Consider the following 23,555-nt stretch of genomic DNA (forward strand, 5'->3'; position numbering starts at 1 on the left):
CCGCCGGGGCCGGTGCTCCCCCGCACCCCCGTGGCGGTGGCTACTCGGTGGCGATCGCGTTCAGGACGTTCATCCGGCCCGCCCGGAAGGCCGGGACGAGCGCCGCGAACAGGCCCACGAACGCGGATCCGACGAAGACCGCGATGATCGTCGGCCAGGGGATCTCCAGGATCTTCAGCCCCTCCAGGGCGAGGAGCTGCTGCGCCGTCGCCCCCCAGCCCATGCCGAGGCCGAGGCCGAGCAGCGCGCCGAAGAGGGCGATGACCACCGACTCCATGCGGATCATGCGGCGCAGCTGGCGGCGCGAGAGGCCGATGGCCCGCATCAGGCCGATCTCGCGGGTGCGCTCGACCACCGAGAGGGCGAGGGTGTTCACCACCCCGAGGATCGCGACGATGATCGCGAGGCCGAGCAGGCCGTAGACCACGTTCAGCAACTGGCCGACCTGGTCCTTCAGGGTCTGCTTGAAGTCGGTCTGGTCCATGACCTTGTACTGCGGGTACGCGGCCAGGGCGTCCTTCAGCGACTGGTACGCGGCGTCCTCCTGGCCCTTGGCGGCCGTGGCGAACATGATGTCGTTCTGCGGCATCCGGTCCGCGGGGACGTACTCCTTGAGCGTCGCGATGTTCATGTACATCGCGCCCTTGTCGACGGAGCTGTCGTCCGAGGTGATCGCCGCGAGCCTCAGCTCGGCCGTCCTGCCGTGCTCGAAGGCGACCTTCAGCTTGTCGCCGACCTTCAGGCCGTGCTTCTTGGCGAACTCGTCGCCGGTCGACATGGCGTTCTTGCCGTACGCGGCGGACAGTTCACCCGCGACCGTCTCGCGCCGCAGGTCCTTGGCGTACGTCGGGTCGGCGGCGCTCAGGCCGACGCCGTCGACGGTCTTGCCGTCGGGGGTCGTCATGTCCGCGTTGATCTGCTTGTAGTGGGTGATGTGGCCGACGTGGTCGGCCTTCTCCAGCGCCTTGGCCGCCTTCTCCGTGATGGCGACGCCGGGCTGGGTGGGCTGGACGATGAAGTCCGCGCCGACCGACTTGTCGAGTTCGTCGGTGGCGGAGGCGACCATCGAGGAGCCGACCACGGAGAGGCAGGCGACGAGCGCGAGGCCGATCATCAGGGCCGCGCCGGTGGCGCCGGTGCGGCGCGGGTTGCGCAGGGCGTTGCGCTCGGCCATCCGCCCGACCGGGCCGAACGCGCGCAGCAGGACCACGCTGATCACACGGACCACGCCGGAGGCGAGCACCGGGCCGATGACGACGAAGCCGATGAGGGTGAGCACGACACCGCCGCCGAGGAGGAGCGAGCCCTCCTTGGCCTCGTCGGCCCGCGAGGCGGCGTACAGGCCGAGGCCGCCGACGCCGGTGAGGACCAGGCCGATCACGGCGCGCAGCACGCTCGCCCTGCCGTCGGCCGGGGTTCCCGCGTCGCGCAGGGCGGCCATCGGGGAGACCTTGGCGGCCCGTCGTGCGGGGAGGTAGGCGGCGAGGACGGTGACGACGACGCCGAGGACCATGCCGACCACGGGGGTCGTCCAGTTGACGGTGAGGTCGCCGGTGGACAGCTTCATGCCGATGCCGGACATGAGCTTCATCAGGCCGACGGCGAGACCGACGCCCGCGCCGACGCCGAGGACGGATCCGACCACGCCGAGCAGCAGCGCCTCGACGAGCACGGAGCGGTTGACCTGCTTGCGGCTGGAGCCGATGGCGCGCATCAGGCCGATCTCGCGGGTGCGCTGGGCGACCAGCATCGAGAAGGTGTTGATGATCAGGAAGATGCCGACGAGGAAGGCGATCCCGGCGAAGCCGAGCATCGCGTACTTCATGACGTTCAGGAAGCTGCTGACGTCCTTGCGGTTGTCGTCCGCGGTCTCCTTCTGCGTCTTGATGTCGTACGAGGCCTTGTCCAGGGTGCTCGCGACGTTCCGCTTCAGCGCCGTGTCGCTGACGCCGGCGTCCGCGGTGACGTTGATGTGCGTGAACCGGCCGGTGGCGCCGAGGAGTTCACGCTGGGCGGTGGCGGTGTCGAAGTACACGATCGCGGCGCCGGGGTTGGTCACCTTGAAGGTGGCGATGCCGCTGATCCTCGCGGTGTGGTCGCCGGTGGCGGCGATGGTCCGCAGCTTGTCGCCGATCTCCAGGTGGTGCTTGTCGGCGGTGTCGGCGTCGATCATCACCTCGGTGGGGCCGCGCGGGGAGTGGCCGGTGGTGATGTCCATCGAACGCAGGTCGTTGCGCGTCCAGTTGCCGGCGATGGTCGGGCCGCCGTTGCTCGGGCCCAGGTTCTTGTTGTCGGAGTCGACGACCGTCACGCTCTGGCTGGCGACCGCGCCCTCGGCGTCCTTGGCGCCGTCGGCCTTCCTCGCCTCGGCGACGACGGAGGCGGGCATCGATTCCGGCTTGCCGCTGCGCGGCGCGTCGTCGGAGTCCTCGGCGGACTTGGGGGAGACCGTGACGTCGGCGGAGGTCGCCGCGAAGAGCTTGTCGAAGGTGGTGTTCATCGTGTCGGAGAAGACGAGCGTGCCGCACACGAACGCCACCGACAGGACCACGGCCACGGCGGACAGCGCCATGCGGCCCTTGTGCGCGAGGAAGTTGCGCATCGAGGTCTTGAGGACGGTCATGAGGTGCGCCCCCGCGCGTCGAAGGACTTCATGCGGTCGAGGACCTGGTCGGCGGTCGGGTGGTACATCTCGTCGACGATCCGGCCGTCGGCGAGGTACAGGACGCGGTCCGCGTACGAGGCGGCGACCGGGTCGTGCGTGACCATCACGATGGTCTGGCCGAGGTCGGTCACCGAGCGGCGCAGGAAGCCCAGCACCTCCGCCCCCGCACGGGAGTCGAGGTTTCCGGTCGGCTCGTCACCGAAGATGATCTCGGGCTGCGAAGCGAGGGCGCGGGCCACGGCGACGCGCTGCTGCTGGCCCCCGGACAGCTCGGTGGGACGGTGCTTGAGGCGCCCGGCGAGGCCGACGGTCTCCACGACCTGGTCGAGCCAGGCACGGTCGGGCCTGCGGCCCGCGATGTCCATCGGCAGCGTGATGTTCTCCAGGGCGTTCAGCGTCGGGAGCAGGTTGAACGCCTGGAAGATGAAGCCGATCCGGTCCCGGCGCAGCCGCGTGAGCTTCTTGTCCTTCAGGCCCGTTATCTCGGTCTCGTCCAGGTGGATCCGGCCGGACGTGACGGTGTCGAGGCCCGCGAGGCAGTGCATCAGGGTGGACTTGCCGGAGCCGGAGGGGCCCATGATCGCGGTGAACTGCCCGCGGGCGATGTCCACGTCGATGTGGTCGAGCGCGACGACCCGGGTCTCCCCCGAGCCGTACGCCTTCACGACCTGGCGCGCCCGTGCCGCCACGGCCGTACGCCCTCCAGTGCCCCCGTGCCTGGGTGTGGTCACAGCCGTTGTCACGGTAAGTCTCCTATGTCGGTCATGCGGTGAGCCGGGTGTCTGCGCTGCGCGCTTCAGTCTGGTGTCCCGACGGGCCCCGGCGCGCTGGTGCTCAGCGCAGTCTCTTCCGGGGGTAAACCCCACCTTCCGAGGTGCGGTACGCCCGCCGCTCGGCCCCCGGGTGCGTCGTAAGGACAATCTAAGGACCGCCACCGGGACCTCTCATCCTCCAGTGGTACGAGCCCTCCCCCGGCCGTTCTACGGACTTCCCCCTAGGGGATCTCCCCCTCGCCCACGGAGATCTCTCAGGGTTGCCGCGACCCCTGCCCCGCAGCCCCACCGGATGGGAAGGTGGCCCGCAGCAACTGGTGCAGGGGGAAGGGATCGTCGTGGGCACACAGGACGCGATACGGACCGGTGGCGGGGGCGGCGGCCGGGGCGCGGTCGTCGCCGCGCTGATGCTGTCCATGGCGCTGGTCGCCGTCGACGCCACGATCGTGTCGACCGCGGTCCCGCAGATCGTGGGCTCCCTCGGCGGCTTCCCGATCTTCTCCTGGCTCTTCTCCGGGTACCTCCTCGCGGCCACCGTCACCCTGCCCGTCTACGGCAAGCTCTCCGACACCTTCGGCCGCAAGCCCGTGCTCATCGCGGGCAGCGTGCTGTTCCTGCTCGGCTCGGCGCTGTGCGCGCTCGCCTGGAACATGGAGTCGCTGATCGCCTTCCGCGTCGTCCAGGGCCTGGGCGGCGGCGCCCTCCAGGGCACCGTGCAGACGCTCGCCGCCGACCTGTACCCGCTCAAGGAACGGCCCAGGATCCAGGCGAGGCTGTCGACGGTGTGGGCCGCCTCGGCCGTCGCGGGCCCCGCGCTCGGCGGCCTCATCGCCTCCTGCGCCGACTGGCGCTGGATCTTCCTCATCAACCTGCCGATCGGTGCGCTCGCCCTCTGGCTGATCGTGCGCCACCTCCACGAGCCGGACCGCGAGAAGGTCCCGCGGGGCCGCGTCGACTGGCCCGGCGCGCTCACCGTCTTCGCCTGCGGCGGCGTCCTGCTGACCGCGCTCGTCCAGGGCGGCGTCGCCTGGCCCTGGCTCTCCGCGCCCTCGCTCGCGCTGTTCGCCGCCGGATTCGCGCTGGTGGCCCTCGTCGTCCTCGTCGAACGGCGGGCCGCGGAGCCGATCATCCCCGGCTGGGTGTGGCGGCGGCGCACCATCGCCGCGGTGAACCTCGCGCTCGGCGCGCTCGGGCTGCTGATGGTCGCCCCGACGGTCTTTTTGCCCACCTACGCCCAGTCCGTGCTCGGACTCGCCCCGGTCGCCGCCGGTTTCGTACTCTCCGTCATGACCCTGAGCTGGCCCGTCTCGGCCGCGCTCAGCCAGCACGTCTACCGCAGGATCGGCTTCCGGAACGCCGCGGTCGTCGGCAGCTCGGCGGCGGCCCTCATCCTGTTCGCCTTCCCCCTGCTGCCCTACCCCGGCTCGGCCTGGCAGCCCGCCCTGATCATGCTGCTCCTCGGCGCGGCACTCGGCGTCTTCCAGCTCCCGCTGGTCGTCGGCGTCCAGTCCACCGTCGACTGGGCCGAACGCGGCACGGCCACCGCGTCCATCCTCTTCTGCCGCCAGATCGGCCAGACGCTGGGCGCCGCGCTCTTCGGAGCGGTGGCCAACGGCGTCCTGAGCGCGCGGCTCGGCGGCTCCGGCTCCCTCGACTCGGTCGCGCGCGTCCTTGACGACCCCGGGTCCGTCTCCGGCCCGGACCGCGAGCGCTTGCGGCGAGCGGTGGACGGGGCGGTCGACGCGGTGTTCCTTGGGGCGGGGGCTGCGGCGTGCCTGGCCCTGCTTGTTCTCCTCGCCCTGGCGCCGAGACGCTTTCCGCTCCTTCCGGAGCAGCGGCGGACCCCTTCTGACCAGGTGTCCCCTGCGCGGCGGCCTGAATAGGCCCGGGGGGTGGGTCGTTGCCTGGTGCCGACTGCGGGGAACTGCGCGACCAGCCCGGCACGACCCGCACGTTGCCACGCCCACCCGGGAGGACCGGGACCTCGGCTAGGGGGCCTCTTCGGCGGGGGCGCGGCCGGTCAGGGCGGCCAGGCTGGAGCGCACGTGGTCCATGTGGGCCCGTACCTCGTCCCACCGCTCCCCGTGCTCCCGAAGGAGCCGCTCCGTCTCCCGGGTGATCCGATCCTCCCGCACCCTCGCCTCCGCGATGACCTCCGCGCCCCGCGCCGCCGCGTCCTCCTGGCCGTGCCGGGCGGACTCCTCCACCTCCGCGAAGGCCCGCTTGGCCTCGGACAGGCGGGCCTCCGCCGCGGCGATCAGCTCCGCGTCCCGCGCGTCGGACGCCGCCTCGCGCTCGGCGATCTCCCGCTCGGCCGCCTCCCACCGCTCGGCCTGCTCCTTCTGCTGCTCGGCGAGCAGACCCTCGCAGCGCTGCCGCATCTCCCGCAGCGCGGCCAGCGCCTCGCCGCGCCACTCCTTCACGTCCCGCCGCGCGGAGATCCGGGCGGCGTCGGCCGTGGCCCGGTCGTCCAGCAACCGCCGCCTGACCCATTCGTCGGCATCCGCGCCCACCTCATCGGCGTACGCGCGAGCCGCCTCCCGCACCCCGCGCGCCCCGGCCTCGGCCTCTCCGGTCACGGCCTGCGCCTGCGCGCGAGCCGCCTCGCGCACGGCGGCCGCCTCCGCCTCGGCGAGCGCGAGGATCCGCTGGGGCCGCTCCCCCAGCGTCTCGTACGTCTGGGGGGCGAGCCGCGACACCGCGTCCCGCAGATGCTCGGCCTGGACCTCCATGTCCTTGGCCAGGACGGTCAGCCGGGCGGCACGCTCCCACGCCCCGTCCCGCTCCTCGGAAAGTCCGGCGGCGTACGCCTCCACCTGCTGGGGACGGTAGCCGCGCCCACGCACGGTGGTGAAGCCGTGCGGCGACGACGATGCACCGCTGCTGCTCATCCTGGGAACCCCTCTCCGACGTACCTCGCACGTACAGCGCGATTGGCGCACATCTTGATGGATCAAGCGGAAGCGCTCATAACGCGACACTCCGCCCACTCCACCCGGTCAAGGATGCGGCAATCGCCGCCGGAAGCCGGAACCGGGATGGCGGAAGGCGCCCGCCCCGTCACGCGGGCCGAGCGCCTTCCGCGTACGTCCGTACGTACGCCCGTACTTCACACCCCCGCTACAGGAGCCCGTCCCACATCTGCTCCAGCAGCACCGACCACCAGCCCTCCGGCGACGCGAGCGCCGCCGGGTCGAGGGCGGCCAGCTGGTTCTGGAAGTCGACGGTCCAGCGGCCCGCCTGCTCCTGGTTGAGCCCGAACCGCAGCCGCCACATCCGGCCGAGCAGCGCCAGGCAGCGCGCGAACTCGGGCAGCCCCGTGTTCACGAACTGCGGCGGCACGGGAGCACCGCCGGGCCCCGCCTCCACCGGCACGGCCACGATGTTCGCCGTCCCGTACTGGACGCAGAGCGCACGCCCGAAGTCGCTGCCCATCACCAGGTACGAGCCCGCGTCGGACGCCGGCTGCACGCCCCGCTCCTGCGCCAGCTCCGCCAGCGTCGGCACCGGCCGGCCCGGCTGGGCCTGCGCCCAGAAGAACGGCCCGAAGTCGACGGGCAGACCCGCCACCACGAGGGTGTGCGCCACGATGTCCGGCACGCCCTGCCGGGACACCGCCCGCTGGTCGAAGCGGAAGACGCCCGGGCCGAAGGCCGCGACCAGCTCCTGCGCGACGCCCTCGGGCGGGATCGGGGGCACGGGCGGCATCTGCTGCAACGGCGCGCGCACCGGCGCCGGGCGGGCCGGGCCGTCCGCGACCTGGTGCAGCTCGCCCTGGTGCGCGAGCAGCTGCCGCATGCCCTGCTGACGGGACGCGTGGTCCCTGCCGTACGGGGCGATGGACGTGATCCGCGCCTGCGGCCAGGTCTCACGGATCATGCGGGCGCAGTACGCGCCCGGCAGCTCGCAGGACTCCAGCTCGGTGTGGAGCTCAAGGACCTGCTGCGGGGGCACGTTCATGCCGCGCAGCTCGTGCAGGATCTGCCACTCCGGGTGCGGGGTGCCGGGCGCCGAGCGGCGGATGACCTGCTGCTCGGAGCCGTCGGCCGCGCGGTAGCGGAGCACGGCCTGGTAGCCGGGGCCCACGGTCGGCATGCCGACGGGCGGCTGCGGATAGCCGTACGGCTGTCCGGGCGGGCCGGGCTGTACGGGTGCCGGAGCGGGCGCGGGCGGAGGCGGCATACCGGGACCGCCCGGGCCGCCGACCGCGGGGCCCGCGAGCATCGTCGCGGCGTGGTGGACGCCGCCACCCGGGGGCGGCGGGGTGCCGGGAGCACCCGGGGCACCGGGAGCGCCGGGAGCCCCCGGAGGCTTGGGCGCGCTCGGACCGCCGATGCTCGCGTCGGCGAACATCGTCGCGGCGTGATGCACACCCCCCGGAGGCGTACCGGGAGCACCGGGCGGCCCGGGAGGCTGCGGAGCACCAGGCGCACCAGGCGCACCGGGCGCCGCGGGCGCGGCAGGCGGCTTGGGTCCCTCGGGGCCGAGCGCGGAGACGAGCTGCGTCGGCACGTACCCGCCGGCGGGGGTACCTGGTGCTCCGGGCCCGGAGGGCGGCGGCGTACTCCCGGCGGGCGGCAGCGGCGCACCGCCCCCAGAGGCGCCCGGAGCACTGGCAGCACCGGGCCCCTGCGGATAGCCGTATGCCGAGGCGTCCGGCGCACCCGGCGGCGGAGGCGGAACCGGCGAACCGGCGGGCGGCAGCGGCGCGTTCGCCCCGGCGGCACCCGGCGGCGGCGTGGCCGGTCCCGCGGGCGGGGGCGGGGTGTCCAGAGCGGGGGCGATGGCGGTCGCCGGGAGGTGGCTGCCTCCGTGCATCAGGGCCGTCTTGGCCTCCGGCGCCACACCCGGCGACGGCGGGCCGTCCCCGTCCCCGGAGACCAGCGGCGGCGCGAACACCGTCGCGGGCGCCGCCACCGAAAGGTCCTCGCCACCATCGGCGTTGGTGTCCGTACCGGCCCACGGAGTCGCGCCCACCGGCACGCCCGGCGAGGTCGCGGGCAGGCTGTCGTCGCGGGCGGGCACGGCGTCCTCCACCTGAGCACCGGCCGCGGGCCACGCCGTACCGCCGTCCGGCGCTACGGGAGCCGCGCTCCCCGAGCCGGGCTCCGAGCCGGGCTCCGCGCCGGACACCACCTCGGCGGGAACCGAGTCGGCGGGAACCTCGTCGCCGGAAACCGCCCCGTCCCGCGAACCGGACCCCGAACCGGACTCCCGCCGATCGGGGATCCCCATCTTGTCCGCCGCCTCCTGGAGCCACTCCGGAGGCGTCAGCAGGAACGACGTCTGATTGAGGTCGACCCGCTCGGGCGGCGGCACCACCGCGTCCTCCGGTGCCGCGTCCGGGAGCCCGTACTCCTCCTCGTACCGGCGGATCACCTCGCCCACGGGAAGCGCGGGCCAGAGCGTGGCCTCGCCGCTGTCCCGGGCGATGACCAGCCGCTGGCCGCCGCCGTCGGACACCGGGCCGTCCTGGCGGTCCTCGGCCCAGACGACGAAACCGAGGTCGAACTCCCGGACCCGCACCTCACGGTGCTGGTAGCCCGGCACTTCGCCGTTGATCCACTCTTCGGCGCGCTCCTGCGCCTGCGCGAAGGTCACCATCGCCTAGTCACTCCCCAGCCGAGGACACGGGGACGGCGCGCGCGAAGCCGCCGTCCACCATCAGGTTCGCCACGGTCTCCAGCTCCGGCGGATTGCCGGCGAGCCGCGTCAGGAACGCGTCGAAATCGTCGCCGCACGGCAGCAGCAGCCGCCGCACCCGCTCCGCGGGAGGCCACGCCGCCGCCTCCGAGACGTCCCGCACGTCGTCGTACGCGCAGAACCACACCGAGCCGACCCGGTCCCCCTTGACCTTCACCGCGAGCAGCCCGCCCTGCACGAAGCCGACTCCCAGGTAGTCCTTGGTGAGGTGGTCGCGCAGGCACTTGTTGACGTACACCAGGTCGTTGACCGCGGCCTCGTCCCGGACCGTGAAGAACGGCTGGTCCACCAGGAGACCCAACTCGGCGTCCAGCGCCGCGCCGACCGGCGCGCAACCGCCCGCCGCCTTCAGGAAGGAGCGGTAGGCGCCCGGCAGCCGGTAGCCCAGCTCCTCCTCGACCCCCTGGACCTGCTGCTCCGTCACCGCGACCGCGGCCTTCGGCAGCCCGAAGTGCGCGGGACGCGTCTCCTGGAGCGGGCGCGTGCCCCGCTTGTCCTGGTCCACCGCCGTCGTCGCGAGGCCGCCGTGGTGGCGCAGCAGCGCCTTCACCTCGACCGGTACCAGCTCCAGGCGGCGGCTGCCCGGCGCGTGGTGCCAGGTCCAGCCGTGCGGGGTCGCCACCGGGGGGATCGTGTCCCACAGGTCATGGCCGTCCGCCGCCAGCGCCGCGTTCGCCGACACGTAGTCCGTCAGGCGCAGTTCGTCGACGCCGAAGCCCTCCGGGGGCTCCGCGATCTCGGCGGCGGCCCGCGCGTAGGGCGAGAAGTCCGGATAGCCCCGCTCGTCAACCCGCACCCCTCTGGGATGGCGGGCGGCGCGGACCGGATCCGGGAAGTGCACGACCTGCCCGGCGTAGGCCGCGTTCGGCGGCGCGGACTGCTGCCCCAGCCGACCTGTCGTCATGGCGGTTGCCCCCTGCGGCACTGTGAAAAGTTCTGATTCTGCGGATTTGGTTCCGCGGATTTTCGTTTCCGCGGCTTCCGGTACTGCGGATGCCGACACAGCCTATGCGCAAGGACGGCACCGGTCACCGGGCCTCCGGTTCCATGACCAGCAGCCACCGGACCGTCACCGTGCGACGAATCCCGACGGAAAGCCAGGCGTGTCGCAGTGCCCCAGCTTCCGCACCACCCGCCCCATTTGGCAGGCTGTCCCCCGCGACGCGGGGGCGTGGCACACACGCGGTGACGACCGCGAGCGCAAGGGGGAGGGGAACAGCACGATGCACACGGCACAGAGCACGACCGGCCACACGCTGTCCACGACGGCATCCGCCACGGGGCACGGCATGGCCGCCACCTCGGGATCCGTCCCGAAGGCCACCGCGGGAACCGTCCCGAAGGCCACCACGGCATCCGCCTCGGCGAGCGGGGCGGCGTCCGGCGACCCACGCGTCGGCTGGAGCAGCACCGCCGCCCACGCGCCGATCCTGCGCCAGCGCCGCGACGGCATCCTGCCGACCGTCGCCGCCGCCCTCTCCGTACGCGGCCAGACCACGCTCACCTGTACCGCGGGCCGCGGCGAGGAACCGCCCGCCCTCCACCCGCTCGTCCAGGACTTCCTCGACACCCTCACCAGCGGCCAGCGCGAACGCTTCACCGGCCGCTGCGCCGAGGCCATCCTCATCTCCCGCCACCTGACGGCGGCCGACGCGGGCCGCTCCAAACGGGCCTCGCGCAAGCCCATGACCAACGGCGAGGCCCGCAAGGCCCTCAAGCACGCCAAACTCACCGCGCGCCGCATCCGCGAGGACGGCGACCCCCTGCACGGCTCCTTCGCCCAGCCCTGCCGCTCCTGCACGGCCCTCACGGCGCACTTCGGCGTACGGGTCGTGGACCCGACGAACACCGAGACCTGACCGTCACCGGACACCAGCCGGACCGACGCCCCACCGTCCTCCGCCCGTCCACCCGACCGTCTCGGGCCGATACCGACCGTCTCCGACCGTCTCCGACCGAACAAGGGCCACCCCCATGCACGCCGACCACTCCGCCACCACCGCCGCGCCCGCGGGCGGCAGCACCCGCTTCCCCGTCCCGGTGGACGCAGCCCTGCGCGCGGCCGGCTGGCGCCAGGGGCGCTGGGACATCAAGCAGGCCGAGATCTGGGCCGACGTCCTGCGCCGCCACACCTCACCGGCGGGACACCGCCACGCCGTCTTCCCCGCCGCCGTCGAGGCCTGGGCGGAGTTCGGCGGACTGCACCTGACCCCGCAGGGCCCCGGCCGCCAGATAGCGCCCGCCACCGTGCACTTCGATCCCATGTACGGCCTGCACCTGGCCCGCACCCTCGGCGACCTCGGCCGGGCCCTCGACTCCGCGGTGTGCCCCATCGGCGAGGAGACGGAGACCCAGGCGCTGCTCGCCATCGACACCGAGGGCCGCGTCTACAGCCTCGACCACAGCGGCGACTGGTTCCTCGGCGCCCATATCGACCAGGCCCTGGCCACCCTCGTCACCGGCGCCCAGCCCACCCGACTGACGGCGAGCTGACCCCGCCCCGCTACCCCGCGGCCGCCGGGAGCACTGCGGAGACACGGAAGCCGCCGCCGTCCGTGGGGCCCGAGACGAACACCCCGCCCAGCTCCGTGACCCGCTCCTTCATGCCCACCAGGCCGTTGCCCCCGCTCGGCAGCCCGGCGTCGGCCGAACCGGCCTCCGGCGGCGGTTCGTTCTCCACCTGCATCGCGATCTCCGCCGCGCGGTGCGCGAGCCGCACGTACGTCTTGGCGCCCGCCGCGTGCTTGTGCACGTTGGTCAACGCCTCCTGCACGACGCGGTACGCGGTCTGCTCCACATCGGCGGCATAACCGCGCGGCTCGCCCTCCACCGACAGGTCGACCGCCATGCCCGCGTCCCGCGACTGCCCCACCAGCTCGTCCAGCTCCGCCAGGCACGGCCCGTCCTCGTCCTGCGCGCGCGACGCCGCCGCGGCCGCCGCGTGCGCCACGGCGGCCAGCGGCACCGGCTCCACCGGCTTCGCGCTCTTCACACCCTCACCCGTCCGCAGCACCCCGAGCATCTGCCGCAGCTCCGTCAGCGCCTGGCGCCCCATGTCGCCGACCAGCGCCGCGTTCTTGACGGCCTTCTCGGGGTCCTTCCTGGCCACCGCCTGCAACGCCGCCGCGTGGACGACCATCAGACTCACCCGGTGCGCCACCACGTCGTGCATCTCACGGGCGATCCGCGTCCGCTCTTCGTTACGCGCCCACTCCGCGCGCTCCTCCGCGCGCTCGGCGAGCAGTTGCAGCTCCCGCTCCAAGTCGTCCGCCCGCTCCCGCAGGCTCTCCATCAGCCGCCGCCGCGCCCCCACGTACAGGCCGAGCAGCACCGGCGGAGCCGTGACGCCTATCGACGCCGCGACGGCGAAGAACGGCACGAACTCGCTTCCGATCGGCGGATGCGTACCCTCCTTCGCCAGATCCTGACTGGCCCGCACCAGCGCGACGATCAGCGTGCCCGCCATCGACATGCCCGCGAGCGCGCCGGTGATCCGGCGGGGCAGCTCCGAGGCCGCCAGCGAGTACAGGCCGACGACCGTCAGCAGAACGCCCATCTGGGCGGGTGTTATCGCGATGGCTATGAGCACCACGGCGACGGGCCAGCGCCGCCGGAAGAGCAGCGAGGAGCCCGCGAGGACCCCGAAGCCGACCCCGACCGCCGTCGGCAGCCCCGCGTCCCGCGCGAAGACCACCCCCTCGCCCCCGCACTCCGCCGCGGACACCACCGCGAGCCCCACATCCAACGCGGCCCCAAGCCGCCTCTCCCACCACCACGGCCCGGTCATGGCCGTGGTGCGGTCGTCCCCCGTCGTGGTCATGCCTTCCAGCGTACGGGCGTTCCATGCCGGTTTTCCGGTGAGTTTCCGGCGCCCCCTGCCGTCGCACACAAGGCCCTTGGTGCGGCATAGTGTTGGATGCCTATTCGGCGGACCGGCCAGATGTCCGGTTCAGTCGGATTATTCCCCCGTGGTGTAATTGGCAGCACTGTGGCTTTTGGTGCCATCTGTCCGGGTTCGAGTCCTGGCGGGGGAGCCCTCATCGGTGCGGGTCCCGGCCTCAAGGTCGGGACCCGCCCCCATTTCCACCCCCCTACGCCCCGGTATCCTGCGGATGTCCACCCCACAGAGGCACAAGCCATCCGAAGCCGAAGGGCATCCCCGTGAGCGCAACCTGCCCGGCAGCCGTCGTCGTCCTCGCAGCGGGTGAGGGCACCCGTATGAAGTCGGACCTTCCCAAGGTCCTGCACGAGATCTGTGGCCGTTCGCTCATCGGTCACGTGCTGGAGGCGGCCTACGCGCTCACTCCCGAGCAGCTCGTCACCGTCGTCGGCTTCCAGAGCGACCAGGTCAAGGAGCATCTGCGCACCGTCGCCCCGCAGGTGCGCACCGCCTACCAGGCCGAGCAGAACGGCACCGGTCACGCCGTGCGCATCGGTCTCGAGGAGCTGGGCGGGCCGGTCGACGGCACCGTCATCGTCGTATGCGGCGACACGCCCCTGCTGACGGGTGCGACACTCCAGCAGCTCGCCGCCACGCACAGCGCCGACGGGAACGCCGTGACCGTGCTGACCGCCGAGGTGCCCGACGCGACCGGGTACGGCCGCATCGTGCGCGACGGCGAGAGCGGCGCGGTCACCGCGATCGTCGAGCACAAGGACGCCACCGACGCGCAGCGCGCGATCCGTGAGATCAACTCCGGGGTGTTCGCCTTCGACGGGCGGCTCCTCGCGGAGGCCCTCGGCAAGGTGCGCACGGACAACAGTCAGGGCGAGGAGTACCTGACGGATGTTCTGGGGATTCTGCGCGAGGCCGGGCACCGCGTGGGCGCGTCCGTCGCCGGGGACCACGAGGAGATCGCGGGCATCAACAACCGCGTCCAACTCGCGCAGGCCCGGCGGACGTTGAACGACCGGCTGCTGACGGAGGCGATGCTCGCGGGCGTCACCGTCGTCGACCCCGCCTCCACCTGGGTCGACGCCACGGTCACCTTCGAGCGGGATGCGGTCGTGCACCCGGGTACGCAGCTCCAGGGCGCCACGCACCTCGGCAAGGGCGCCGAAGTGGGCCCGAACACGCGACTGAGGGACACGAAGGTCGGCCCGGGCGCCCGGGTCGACAACAGCGTGGCGGACAGCGCCGAGATCGGGGAGCGGGCGAGCGTCGGTCCGTTCGCGTACCTGCGGCCGGGCACCCGGCTTGGGACGAGGTCCAAGGCGGGTACGTATGTGGAGATGAAGAACGCGACGATCGGCGAGGGTTCGAAGGTGCCTCACCTGTCGTACGTGGGCGACGCGACGATCGGCGAGTACTCCAACATCGGCGCGGCGAGCGTCTTCGTGAACTACGACGGCGAGGCCAAGCACCACACGACGGTGGGCTCCCACTGCCGCACCGGCTCGGACAACATGTTTGTGGCTCCTGTCACGGTCGGGGACGGCGCCTACACCGCCGCCGGGTCCGTGATCACGAAGGACGTGCCGGCGGGTTCGCTGGCCGTCGCCCGGGGCCAGCAGCGGAATATCGAGGGCTGGGTGGCCCGCAAGCGTCCGGGGAGCGCGGCCGCGAAGGCGGCCGAGGCGGCGTCCCGGGAGGCGGACAGCGCAAGCTGACCGGAAACAGGTGCGTCTGACACGGCGTACCGTGATAGGTGCACACATTCGGCCGACTCGACGCATATGGACGCGTGAGTACGGCAGCGGGAAGAACTCTCTGAGGAGACAGTGCTGTGACCGGGATCAAGACGACCGGCGAGAAGAAGTTGATGCTCTTCTCCGGCCGCGCCCACCCCGAGTTGGCCGAGGAGGTCGCACACAAGCTGGGTGTCGGCATCGTGCCGACGAAGGCCTTCGATTTCGCCAACGGCGAGATCTACGTCCGCTACCAGGAGTCGGCGCGTGGCGCCGACTGCTTCTTGATCCAGAGCCACACCGCTCCGATCAACAAGTGGATCATGGAGCAGCTCATCATGATCGACGCGCTGAAGCGCGCGTCGGCCCGCTCCATCACCGTCATCGTGCCGTTCTACGGTTACGCGCGGCAGGACAAGAAGCACAAGGGACGTGAACCGATCTCGGCGCGTCTGGTCGCCGACCTGATGAAGACCGCGGGTGCGGACCGCATCCTCACGGTCGACCTGCACACGGACCAGATCCAGGGCTTCTTCGACGGCCCGGTCGACCATCTCTTCGCGCTGCCGATCCTCGCGGACTACGTGGGCGCGAAGGTCGACCGCTCGAAGCTCACGGTGGTCTCCCCGGACGCCGGCCGCGTGCGCGTGGCCGACCGCTGGTGCGACCGTCTCGGCGCGCCGCTGGCGATCGTCCACAAGCGCCGCGACAAGGACGTCGCGAACCAGGTGACCGTGCACGAGGTCGTCGGTGAGGTCAAGGGCCGCGTCTGCGTCCTGGTCGACGACATGATCGACACGGGTGGCACGATCTGCGCCGCGGCCGACGCGCTGTTCGCGCACGGCGCGGAGGACGTCATCGTGACGGCGACGCACGGCGTGCTCTCCGGACCGGCGGCGGACCGGCTGAAGAACTCGAAGGTGAGCGAGTTCGTCTTCACCGACACGCTGCCCGACCCGGGCGCGCTCGAACTCGACAAGATCACGGTGCTCTCGATCGCGCCGACGATCGCGAACGCCGTGCGTGAGGTCTTCGAGGACGGCTCGGTGACGAGCCTCTTCGACGAGCAGTAGAAGCTCAGCGGAAGATCAATAGAAGATCCTTTTGGTGCGGCCTCCGTCGCCGAGTAGACTGCTGAAGTTGCTCGGCGAGGGAGGCCGCACACGCTTCTGATGAGGCGCGGTGTGGCGGTCCGTTATCGACGCGCTCTTCGTAGCAGGCCAGTCGTATGGCCGGGTAACCCCATCCGACACCTGTTGTACGAGGAGTGCACATGTCCGAGGTCAAGATCACCGCTGAGACCCGCACCGAGTTCGGCAAGGGCGCCTCGCGCCGCGTCCGCCGCGAGAACAAGGTCCCCGGTGTCCTGTACGGCCACGGTGCCGACCCGGTCCACCTGACGCTGCCGGGCCACGAGCTGCTCCTGGCGCTGCGTACCCCGAACGTCCTGATCTCCCTGGACGTCGACGGCAAGACCCAGCTGGCCATCCCGAAGGCCGTGCAGCGCGACGCCCTCCGTCAGGGCATCCTGAAGCACGTCGACCTGCTCCTCGTCCGCAGCGGCGAGAAGGTCACGGTCGAGATCCCGGTCCACACCGAGGGCGAGCTGGCCCCGGGCGCCAACCTCCTTGAGCACGTGCTGAGCACGCTGCCCGTCGAGGCCGAGGCCACGCACATCCCGACCGAGGTCACCGTCTCCATCGCGGGCCTGGAGGCCGGCGCGTCCATCCTCGCGAAGGACATCCCGCTGCCTTCCGGTTCCAAGCTGGCGATCGACGAGGACGCGGTCGTCCTCCAGGTCCTGGCCGCGCAGGCCGAGGAGGCCCCGGCCGAGTCCGCCGAGGGCGACGCGTCCGCCGAGGCCTGATCCTCGCGACGTACATTCGGCACGGCAGCCGCCGCTCCCTCGGGGGGCGGCGGCTGCCGCGTATGAAGGAGACATGCACGTGACGACCGACGCCAACGCCCCTTGGCTGATCGCGGGCCTCGGCAACCCCGGCCCCGAGTACGCCATGAACCGGCACAACGTGGGCTTCATGGTGGCCGACCTGCTCGCGCAGCGCGTGGGCGCCAAGTTCAAGCGGGCCGCCAAGGCGCAGGCCCAGGTGGTCGAGGGGCGGATCGGCGCGCCGGGTCCGGCGAGCCGCCGCGTCATCCTGGTGAAGCCGATGTCGTACATGAACGTCTCGGGCGGTCCCGTGACGGCGCTGCGCGACTTCTACAAGGTGCCGACCGAGCAGATCGTGGCGGTCCACGACGAGCTGGACATCGACTACGGCACGCTGCGGCTGAAGCTGGGCGGCGGCGACAACGGCCACAACGGTCTGAAGTCGATGACGAAGGCGATGGGCCCCGACTACCACCGGGTGCGGTTCGGGATCGGTCGCCCGCCGGGCCGGATGCAGGTCGCGGACTTCGTACTGAAGGACTTCTCCTCGACGGAACGCAAGGAACTCGACTACCTGGTGGACCGGGCGGCGGACGCGGCCGAGGCCCTGATCATCGAGGGCCTGGAGCGGGCGCAGAGCACGTACAACTCCTGAAACGCTTAAGGGGCGCCCCGGGGAGCGCCCCTTAAGGGGCGCGGGGAACTGCGCGACCAGCCCCCACGCGCCCGCAGAAAATCAGCCGGTATTCCGCAACCCGGCCGCAACACCGTTAACGGTAAGAAGCAAGGCCCGCCCAAGCAACGGATCAGGCTCCTGGCCGGCGGCCTGCGCGTCCCGCTGCCGCTTGAGCAGCGCGACCTGGAGGTACGAGATCGGGTCGAGATACGCGTCCCGGATCGCGAAGGTCTGCCGAAGCGCCGAGTGGGAGCCGAGAAGCTCGTCCTCCCCGGTGACCCGCAGCACCTCGCGAACGGTCAGCTCATGCTCTTCCTCGATCGTGGCGAACACGTGCTTCAACTCGTCCGGGACGAGCGTGTCCACGTAATGCCGCGCGATGCGCAGATCCGTCTTGGCCAGCGTCATCTCGACGTTCGAGATGAAGTTCTGGAAGAAGTGCCAGCGCTCGTGCATCTCGTCGAGCACGGAGTCGAGACCGGTCTCGCGCAGCGCCTTGAGGCCCGAGCCGACGCCGAACCAGCCGGGCACGATCTGCCGCGACTGGGTCCAGCCGAAGACCCAGGGGATGGCGCGCAGGCCGTCGAGCGAGACGCCCGAGCCGGGGCGGCGGGACGGCCGGGAGCCCAGGTGCAGGTCGGCGAGCTGGTCGACCGGCGTCGACGCGAGGAAGTACGTCGGCAGGTCCGGGTCCTCGACCAAGCGCCGGTACGCGGAGTGCGCGGCGTCCGAGACGACGTCCATGGCGGCGTCCCAGCGGGCGAGGGCCTCGTCTGACTGGCGGGGGGCGGTGTGCAGCGCGGAGGCCTGGAGCGTCGCCGCGACGGTCAGCTCCAGGTTCTCCCGCGCCAGGGACGGCACGAGGTACTTGTCGGAGATGACCTCGCCCTGCTCGGTCACCTTGATCTCGCCCTCCAGGGTGCCCCAGGGCTGGGCGAGGATCGCGTCGTGGGAGGGGCCGCCGCCGCGGCCCACCGTGCCGCCGCGGCCGTGGAAGAGGCGCAGCCGCACGCCGTAGCGGTGCGCGACGTCGCGCAGCCTGCGCTGGGCGCGGTGGATCTCCCACTGGCTGGTGGTGATGCCGCCGAACTTGGAGGAGTCCGAGTAGCCGAGCATGACCTCCTGGACGTCACCGCGCAGCGAGACCAGTCGGCGGTAGGAGGGGTCGGCGAGCATCTCGTCGAGGATGACGTCGGCGGCGCGCAGCTCGTCCGTGGTCTCCAGGAGCGGCACGATGCCGATCTTCGCCCAGCCGGCGTGCAGGTCGATGAGTCCGGCTTCGCGCGCGAGGACGGCGGCGGCGAAGACGTCGTCGGCGCCCTGGCACATCGAGATGATGTACGACTCGATGACCTCGGGTCCGAAGACCTCAAGGGCCTTCTTGACGGTGAGGAAGACGCCGAGGGTCTTCTCACCGGCGGCGTCGAGCGGGGCCGGGGACGGCGCGAGGGGCCGCCGCGAACGCAGCTCCTTGGCGAGCAGCTTCTGGCGGTACTCGCGGGGCATGTCCGCGTAGCGCCAGGACTCCTCCCCGAGGCGGTCGAACAGCTGGCCGAGCGCGTGGTGGTGGGCGTCGGCGTGTTCGCGTACGTCCATGGTGGCCAGCTGGAGGCCGAAGGCGGCCAGCGTGCGGATGGTGCGGTTCATCCGGCCGTCGGCGAAGAGGGCGCCCTTGTGCTCACGCAGGGAGGTCTGGATGAGCGTGAGGTCGTGCAGCAGTTCGGCGGTGCCGAGGTAGTCGCGGCCTTCCTCGTGGGCCGTGCCCTTGGCGAGGCGCTGCTTGGTGTTCTCCAGCTTCTGCCGGATGCAGGTGGCCTTGAGGCGGTACGGCTCCTCGGCGTTGAGCCGCTTGTAGCGGGGGCTGATCTCCGGCAGGCGCTCCAGGTCGCTCTGGAGGGAGGTCTTCAGCTCCTCGGTGGCCCCGGTGTAGCGGATGGAGTTGGAGAGGAAGCCGCGCAGCTCGTCGATCATGTCGAGCGCGTCGTTGATGCCGTGCTCGTGCTGGAGGATCAGGACGTCCCAGGTGACGGCGGGCGTCACGTTCGGGTTGCCGTCGCGGTCGCCGCCGATCCAGGTGCCGAAGCTGAGGGGGCGGGTGCCCTCGGGCAGCTGGACGCCGACGCGCTCCAGCTCCGAGGTGAGGTCCTCCAGGACGTCGCCGACGGCGCCGGCGTGCAGCTCGTCGAGGTAGTAGATGGCGTTGCGGGCCTCGTCGGTGGGCTCCGGGCGTACGACGCGCAGCTCGTCGGTCTGCCACACCAGGTCGATGTTCTCGGCCAGACGGGTGTCGTGGCGGCGCCGGTCGGACTCGATGACCGGGGTCTCAAGCAGTTCGGCGACGCGGCGGAGCTTGTTGAGGACCGAGCGGCGGGCGGCCTCGGTGGGGTGGGCGGTGAAGACCGGCCGCACGTTGAGGTGCTGCACGGTCTCGCGCAGGTGTTCGGGATCGGCGTCCTTGAGGCGGTCCGCCGTGCGGGCCAGCAGACCGCCCTCGGCGGCACGCCGGGCACGCAGCTCGCGGCCTCGGTGGACCTGCTCCGTGACATTCGCCAGATGGAAGTACGTGGAGAAGGCGCGGACCAGCTTGGCCGCGGTCTCCAGTTCCGTACCGCCGAGCAGCTTGGCGGCGGCCTCGCCGTCCTCGCGCGTGAGACGGCGGACCTTCTCGACCAGTTCGAGGAGTTCGGGACCCTCCTGGCGTACGAGGGTCTCGCCCAGCAGGTCGCCGAGGCGGCGGATGTCGGCGCGCAGCTCGGTGCTGGCTGTACTGGTGGCCTGACGGCCCTGGTCGTCGGCACTGCTCACAGGTGCGGCTCCTTGCAGTGTTTGAAGCACGTCTGGGAGGGGTCCCGGTAAGGATCCGGGGAGATTCAGAGCGGACCGCGCTGTCCGACCGTTTCCAAGGATAGGTGTCACTTCGGGGCACGGAAGTTTCGGCCACTTGCCGAGACGCTCCGCGCTGCCATACTTACGTCGCCGTAGGTTACGGAACCGTAGGAACGTGGGTAGTGCAGCGGAAGTGGCTGCCGGAGTCACAGCGCCCTGCGTCACCGTGCCCGTGCGCCTCTCCCACCCCAACCTTCGACCCCACAGGGGACGTGCCCATGACGACAACGTCCGATGCGCCTTCCGAGCCCGATGTGATCGACGCCGCTCCCGGCCGGGAGAACGGCTCCCCCGCAGACCTGCCGCCCGCGACCCTGGGCGGTGAGCAGAAACGGTCCCTGGAACAGCTGACGCTGCTCCTGTTCATCGTCGTACCCTTCGTCGCCCTGCTCGGGGCGGTGCCGCTCGCCTGGGGCTGGGGGGTGAGCTGGCTGGACCTCGGCCTGCTCGTCTTCATGTACTACCTGGGCTGCCACGGCATCACGATCGGCTTCCACCGCTACTTCACGCACGGCGCCTTCAAGGCGAAGCGGCCGCTGCGGATCGCGCTCGCGGTCGCCGGTTCGATGGCCGTGGAGGGCCCGGTCGTGCGCTGGGTGGCCGACCACCGCAAGCACCACAAGTTCTCCGACGCGGAGGGCGACCCGCACTCCCCCTGGCGCTTCGGCGAGACGGTCCCGGCGCTGATGAAGGGCCTGTGGTGGGCGCACATCGGCTGGATGTTCGACGAGGAGCGGACGTCGCAGGAGAAGTACGCGCCCGACCTGGTCAAGGACCCGGTGATCCGCCGCATCTCCCGCCAGTTCCTGTTCTGGACGATCGTCTCGCTCGCCATTCCGCCGCTGGTCGGGGGCCTGGTGACGATGTCGTGGTGGGGCGCCTTCACGGCGTTCTTCTGGGGCTCCCTGGTCCGCGTGGCGCTGCTGCACCACGTGACCTGGTCGATCAACTCCATCTGCCACGCGGTCGGCAAGCGGCCCTTCAAGTCCCGGGACCGCTCGGGCAACGTGTGGTGGCTCGCGGTGCTGTCCTGCGGCGAGTCCTGGCACAACCTCCACCACGCCGACCCGACGTCGGCGCGGCACGGGGTCATGAAGGGGCAGCTCGACTCCTCCGCGCGGATCATCCGCTGGTGCGAGCGGCTCGGCTGGGCGTACGACGTGCGGTGGCCCTCGAAGTCCCGCATCGACGCCCGCCGCCAGCCGCAGGCCGCTGACGCGGCATGATGGACGACGTGGCGACCGACTCCAGTAATTCCAGCCCTGCCGGCAAAGAGAAGCAGCCCCGGCGCACCCGCCGGACCCGGATGACGGGTGCCGAGCGCCGGGAGCAGTTGCTGGACATCGGCCGCACGCTCTTCGCCGCGAAGGGGTTCGAGGGCACGTCGGTGGAGGAGATCGCGGCGAAGGCCGGGGTCTCGAAGCCGGTGGTGTACGAGCACTTCGGCGGCAAGGAGGGGCTGTACGCGGTGGTCGTGGACCGCGAGATGCGGCAGCTCCTCGACATGGTGACGAGCGCGCTGACCGCCGGGCACCCCCGGGAACTCCTGGAACAGGCCGCGTTCGCCCTCCTGGACTACATCGACACGTATACGGACGGCTTCCGCATCCTGGTCCGCGACTCCCCCGTCGCCCAGTCGACGGGCACCTTCGCCTCCCTCATCTCCGACATCGCGACGCAGGTGGAGGACATCCTGGGGCAGGAGTTCAAGGGCCGCGGCTTCGACCAGAAGCTTGCCCCGCTGTACGCGCAGGCGCTGGTCGGCATGGTGGCGCTGACGGGCCAGTGGTGGCTGGACGTCCGCAAGCCGAAGAAGGCGGAGGTGGCGGCGCACCTGGTCAATCTGGCCTGGCACGGCCTGGACGGCCTGGAGCCGAAGCCACGCCTGATAGGCCACCGGAAGAGCTGAGGCCGATCAAGCCATGGCCACATATTGACCACAAGATTAACATCGTGCACTCTTGATGCATGACCGAGATTGCGATCAGCGCAGCCCGTGCACAACTCGGCGACCTGGTGCGCCGCGCCGCCCACGGGCGCGAGACCATCGCCCTCACCGACCACGGGCACGTGGCCGCGCTGCTCGTCTCGCCCCAGGTGATAGAAGACCTCGAAGACGCCCTGGCACTCGCCGACTTTCAGCGCCGCAAGGCGGAAGGGACCCTCGAAGAGGGCATCCCGCACGAGGAAGTCGGACGAATGCTGGGGCTGCGTACGTGACCTACCAGATCATCTGGGAGCCGGCCGCCACCAACGCGGCCGTCCGCTTCCTCAAGGACGACCCCATGGGCCTCGCCGCGCTCTACGAAGCCGTCGACGCGCTCGCCGAGCAGCCCCGCCCAGCCGACTCCACGGCGTACGGACCCACCGCGCGGCGCCTCCGGGTCGGCGACTACCGCGCCCTCTACCTCATTGACGACGACGTCATCCGCATCCTCGTCACACACCTCGGCCGGACGCCGTAGCCACCGCGAACACCCTGCGGAAGGGGAGGACCGTGCCATGAGCCGTGGCCGGGTAGGCCTTCCGCAGGAGTGCGCGGTACACCGCGAGGAACGCCTCCGTCGCGCCCAGGTCGTCCGCCAGGGCCGTCAGGACCGGGCGCAGGCCCGTGCCCTTGACCCAGTCGAGGACCGGGTCCTCGCCGGTCAGCAGGTGGTGGTACGTCGTCTCCCAGGCGTCGACCGCGCAGCCCAGGTCCGCGAGCCGTGCCAGGTACGCCCCCGGCGGGAGCACCGCGTCGCCGTGGCGCAGCACCCCGCCGAGGCGGTCGCGCCAGCGCCGGGACGCGGCGAGGTCACGCATCAGCGTGTGGCTGGGGGCATCGAAGTTGCCCGGTACCTGGAAGGCGAACGTGCCGCCGGGGGCGAGGGCGGCGATCCACGCCGGGAAGAGGTCCGGGTGGCCCGGCACCCACTGGAGGGCCGCGTTGGAGAGGATCAGGTCGTACGTGCCGGGGGCCGGTGTCCAGTCCGTGGCGTCGGCCGGGGCGAAGTCGAGGCGTCCGCCCCCGGCGGTGGGGCCCGTCAGCGGCTCCGCGCGGGACAGCATCTCCGGCGAGTTGTCGAACCCGGTGATGTGCGCGGCGGGCCATCGCTCGGCGAGGAGCCGGGTGACGTTGCCGGGCCCGCAGCCGAGGTCGGCGACGCGGTGCGGCCGGTCGGCCGTAGCGGGGAGATCCGGCACGCGGGCGAGCAGGTCGACGAAGGGGCGGGACCGGTGGTCGGCGTGGCGGAGGTACTGGAGCGGATCCCAGGTCGGGGTGGCTGCGGGCACGGGGCGGGCCTCCTCGGGTGACGGGGGTCTGGCGCCATCCTGAACGCTAGGTATCTTGAC

19 protein-coding genes and 1 tRNA gene are annotated in these 23,555 nt (G+C 71.7%); 12 read left to right on the forward strand and 8 right to left on the reverse strand.

Annotated features, from left to right (window positions below; all coding sequences use genetic code 11):
- Positions 1-40: 40 nt before the first annotated feature.
- On the reverse strand, positions 41-2,623 hold the full coding sequence (locus CP975_RS14265; protein WP_055529739.1) for an ABC transporter permease: 2,583 nt from the start codon (positions 2,621-2,623) through the stop codon (positions 41-43).
- Positions 2,620-3,408 (reverse strand): ABC transporter ATP-binding protein, encoded by a 789-nt coding sequence (locus CP975_RS14270; RefSeq protein ID WP_055529737.1) that lies wholly within the window; start codon positions 3,406-3,408, stop codon positions 2,620-2,622. The genes CP975_RS14265 and CP975_RS14270 overlap by 4 nt, the downstream gene beginning before the upstream one ends.
- 368 nt (positions 3,409-3,776) lie before the next feature.
- On the opposite strand from CP975_RS14270, the gene CP975_RS14275 reads away from it, so the two are divergent.
- A complete protein-coding gene (locus CP975_RS14275; protein WP_246201506.1) occupies positions 3,777-5,321 on the forward strand; it encodes an MFS transporter in 1,545 nt (514 codons plus the stop codon).
- Positions 5,322-5,426: 105 nt separating this feature from the next.
- On the opposite strand, the gene CP975_RS14280 is transcribed toward CP975_RS14275, so the two are convergent.
- The 3 genes from CP975_RS14280 to CP975_RS14290 form a co-directional block, all read right to left on the reverse strand.
- Positions 5,427-6,329: a hypothetical protein gene (locus CP975_RS14280; protein ID WP_055529735.1), complete on the reverse strand. Its 903-nt coding sequence runs from the start codon at positions 6,327-6,329 to the stop codon at positions 5,427-5,429.
- Positions 6,330-6,558: 229 nt separating this feature from the next.
- The gene (locus tag CP975_RS14285; RefSeq protein WP_150476949.1) at positions 6,559-9,042 is read right to left on the reverse strand and encodes an SUKH-4 family immunity protein; all 2,484 of its coding nucleotides are present in this window, start codon (positions 9,040-9,042) and stop codon (positions 6,559-6,561) included.
- 7 nt (positions 9,043-9,049) lie between these two features.
- The gene (locus CP975_RS14290) at positions 9,050-10,045 is read right to left on the reverse strand and encodes an SMI1/KNR4 family protein (RefSeq protein WP_055533663.1); all 996 of its coding nucleotides are present in this window, start codon (positions 10,043-10,045) and stop codon (positions 9,050-9,052) included.
- A gap of 319 nt (positions 10,046-10,364) precedes the next feature.
- Here CP975_RS14290 and CP975_RS14295 point away from each other — a divergent pair, with 319 nt between their 5' ends.
- Both CP975_RS14295 and CP975_RS14300 read left to right on the forward strand, forming a co-directional pair.
- A complete protein-coding gene (locus tag CP975_RS14295; RefSeq protein ID WP_246201507.1) occupies positions 10,365-11,000 on the forward strand; it encodes a YwqJ-related putative deaminase in 636 nt (211 codons plus the stop codon).
- Positions 11,001-11,115: 115 nt separating this feature from the next.
- Complete coding sequence (locus tag CP975_RS14300) at positions 11,116-11,634, forward strand: SUKH-3 domain-containing protein (RefSeq protein WP_055533659.1); 519 nt, start codon at positions 11,116-11,118, stop codon at positions 11,632-11,634.
- Between the two features lie 10 nt (positions 11,635-11,644).
- Here the strand turns inward: CP975_RS14300 and CP975_RS14305 are convergent, their stop codons facing one another.
- Entirely contained in the window at positions 11,645-12,961 is a 1,317-nt protein-coding gene (locus tag CP975_RS14305) for a sensor histidine kinase (protein WP_055533654.1), read from the reverse strand.
- Between the two features lie 142 nt (positions 12,962-13,103).
- Here CP975_RS14305 and CP975_RS14310 point away from each other — a divergent pair.
- From CP975_RS14310 to pth, 5 genes are all read left to right on the forward strand, one after another.
- Positions 13,104-13,175: transfer RNA gene (locus CP975_RS14310), tRNA-Gln, on the forward strand.
- 127 nt (positions 13,176-13,302) lie between these two features.
- Positions 13,303-14,751, forward strand: coding sequence for a bifunctional UDP-N-acetylglucosamine diphosphorylase/glucosamine-1-phosphate N-acetyltransferase GlmU (gene glmU / locus CP975_RS14315; protein ID WP_150476950.1), 1,449 nt, complete (start codon positions 13,303-13,305; stop codon positions 14,749-14,751).
- Between the two features lie 116 nt (positions 14,752-14,867).
- On the forward strand, positions 14,868-15,842 hold the full coding sequence (locus CP975_RS14320; protein WP_055533647.1) for a ribose-phosphate diphosphokinase: 975 nt from the start codon (positions 14,868-14,870) through the stop codon (positions 15,840-15,842).
- A gap of 200 nt (positions 15,843-16,042) precedes the next feature.
- A complete protein-coding gene (locus CP975_RS14325; RefSeq protein WP_055533645.1) occupies positions 16,043-16,636 on the forward strand; it encodes a 50S ribosomal protein L25/general stress protein Ctc in 594 nt (197 codons plus the stop codon).
- Between the two features lie 73 nt (positions 16,637-16,709).
- Positions 16,710-17,312 carry an aminoacyl-tRNA hydrolase gene (gene pth, locus CP975_RS14330; protein WP_055533641.1) on the forward strand — a complete coding sequence of 201 codons (603 nt, stop codon included), beginning with the start codon at positions 16,710-16,712 and terminating at the stop codon, positions 17,310-17,312.
- Between the two features lie 81 nt (positions 17,313-17,393).
- Here pth and ppc read toward each other — a convergent pair whose 3' ends face one another.
- Positions 17,394-20,138 carry a phosphoenolpyruvate carboxylase gene (ppc, locus tag CP975_RS14335; RefSeq protein ID WP_055533639.1) on the reverse strand — a complete coding sequence of 915 codons (2,745 nt, stop codon included), beginning with the start codon at positions 20,136-20,138 and terminating at the stop codon, positions 17,394-17,396.
- Positions 20,139-20,437: 299 nt separating this feature from the next.
- Between ppc and CP975_RS14340 the strand changes: the two genes are divergently transcribed.
- The 4 genes from CP975_RS14340 to CP975_RS14355 are packed head-to-tail and all read left to right on the forward strand — an operon-like array spanning position 20,438 to position 22,684.
- Positions 20,438-21,445 (forward strand): acyl-CoA desaturase, encoded by a 1,008-nt coding sequence (locus CP975_RS14340; protein ID WP_150476951.1) that lies wholly within the window; start codon positions 20,438-20,440, stop codon positions 21,443-21,445.
- Entirely contained in the window at positions 21,442-22,128 is a 687-nt protein-coding gene (locus tag CP975_RS14345; protein ID WP_055533636.1) for a TetR/AcrR family transcriptional regulator, read from the forward strand. Before CP975_RS14340 ends, CP975_RS14345 begins: the two co-directional genes overlap by 4 nt.
- A 59-nt stretch (positions 22,129-22,187) precedes the next feature.
- Positions 22,188-22,439 (forward strand): type II toxin-antitoxin system Phd/YefM family antitoxin, encoded by a 252-nt coding sequence (locus CP975_RS14350; RefSeq protein ID WP_055533635.1) that lies wholly within the window; start codon positions 22,188-22,190, stop codon positions 22,437-22,439.
- Positions 22,436-22,684: a type II toxin-antitoxin system RelE family toxin gene (locus tag CP975_RS14355; RefSeq protein WP_055533633.1), complete on the forward strand. Its 249-nt coding sequence runs from the start codon at positions 22,436-22,438 to the stop codon at positions 22,682-22,684. The genes CP975_RS14350 and CP975_RS14355 overlap by 4 nt, the downstream gene beginning before the upstream one ends.
- Here CP975_RS14355 and CP975_RS14360 read toward each other — a convergent pair.
- Positions 22,659-23,495: a trans-aconitate 2-methyltransferase gene (locus tag CP975_RS14360; RefSeq protein WP_055533632.1), complete on the reverse strand. Its 837-nt coding sequence runs from the start codon at positions 23,493-23,495 to the stop codon at positions 22,659-22,661. The two genes, CP975_RS14355 and CP975_RS14360, sit on opposite strands and share 26 nt — an antisense overlap.
- Between the last annotated feature and the right edge of the window lie 60 nt (positions 23,496-23,555).

This window comes from Streptomyces alboniger (assembly GCF_008704395.1).
Classification (GTDB): Bacteria; Actinomycetota; Actinomycetes; order Streptomycetales; family Streptomycetaceae; genus Streptomyces; species Streptomyces alboniger.

Bases quoted from the DNA above. Each gene is read 5' to 3' on its own strand.
- CP975_RS14265 (WP_055529739.1), bottom strand. From the start codon at position 2,623: ATGACCGTCCTCAAGACCTCGATGCGCAACTTCCTCGCGCACAAGGGC.
- CP975_RS14280 (WP_055529735.1), bottom strand. From the start codon at position 6,329: ATGAGCAGCAGCGGTGCATCGTCGTCGCCGCACGGCTTCACCACCGTG.
- CP975_RS14285 (WP_150476949.1), bottom strand. From the start codon at position 9,042: ATGGTGACCTTCGCGCAGGCGCAGGAGCGCGCCGAAGAGTGGATCAAC.
- CP975_RS14290 (WP_055533663.1), bottom strand. From the start codon at position 10,045: ATGACGACAGGTCGGCTGGGGCAGCAGTCCGCGCCGCCGAACGCGGCC.
- CP975_RS14295 (WP_246201507.1), top strand. From the start codon at position 10,365: ATGCACACGGCACAGAGCACGACCGGCCACACGCTGTCCACGACGGCA.
- CP975_RS14300 (WP_055533659.1), top strand. From the start codon at position 11,116: ATGCACGCCGACCACTCCGCCACCACCGCCGCGCCCGCGGGCGGCAGC.
- CP975_RS14305 (WP_055533654.1), bottom strand. From the start codon at position 12,961: ATGACCACGACGGGGGACGACCGCACCACGGCCATGACCGGGCCGTGG.
- CP975_RS14325 (WP_055533645.1), top strand. From the start codon at position 16,043: ATGTCCGAGGTCAAGATCACCGCTGAGACCCGCACCGAGTTCGGCAAG.
- pth (WP_055533641.1), top strand. From the start codon at position 16,710: ATGCACGTGACGACCGACGCCAACGCCCCTTGGCTGATCGCGGGCCTC.
- CP975_RS14340 (WP_150476951.1), top strand. From the start codon at position 20,438: ATGACGACAACGTCCGATGCGCCTTCCGAGCCCGATGTGATCGACGCC.
- CP975_RS14345 (WP_055533636.1), top strand. From the start codon at position 21,442: ATGATGGACGACGTGGCGACCGACTCCAGTAATTCCAGCCCTGCCGGC.
- CP975_RS14350 (WP_055533635.1), top strand. From the start codon at position 22,188: ATGACCGAGATTGCGATCAGCGCAGCCCGTGCACAACTCGGCGACCTG.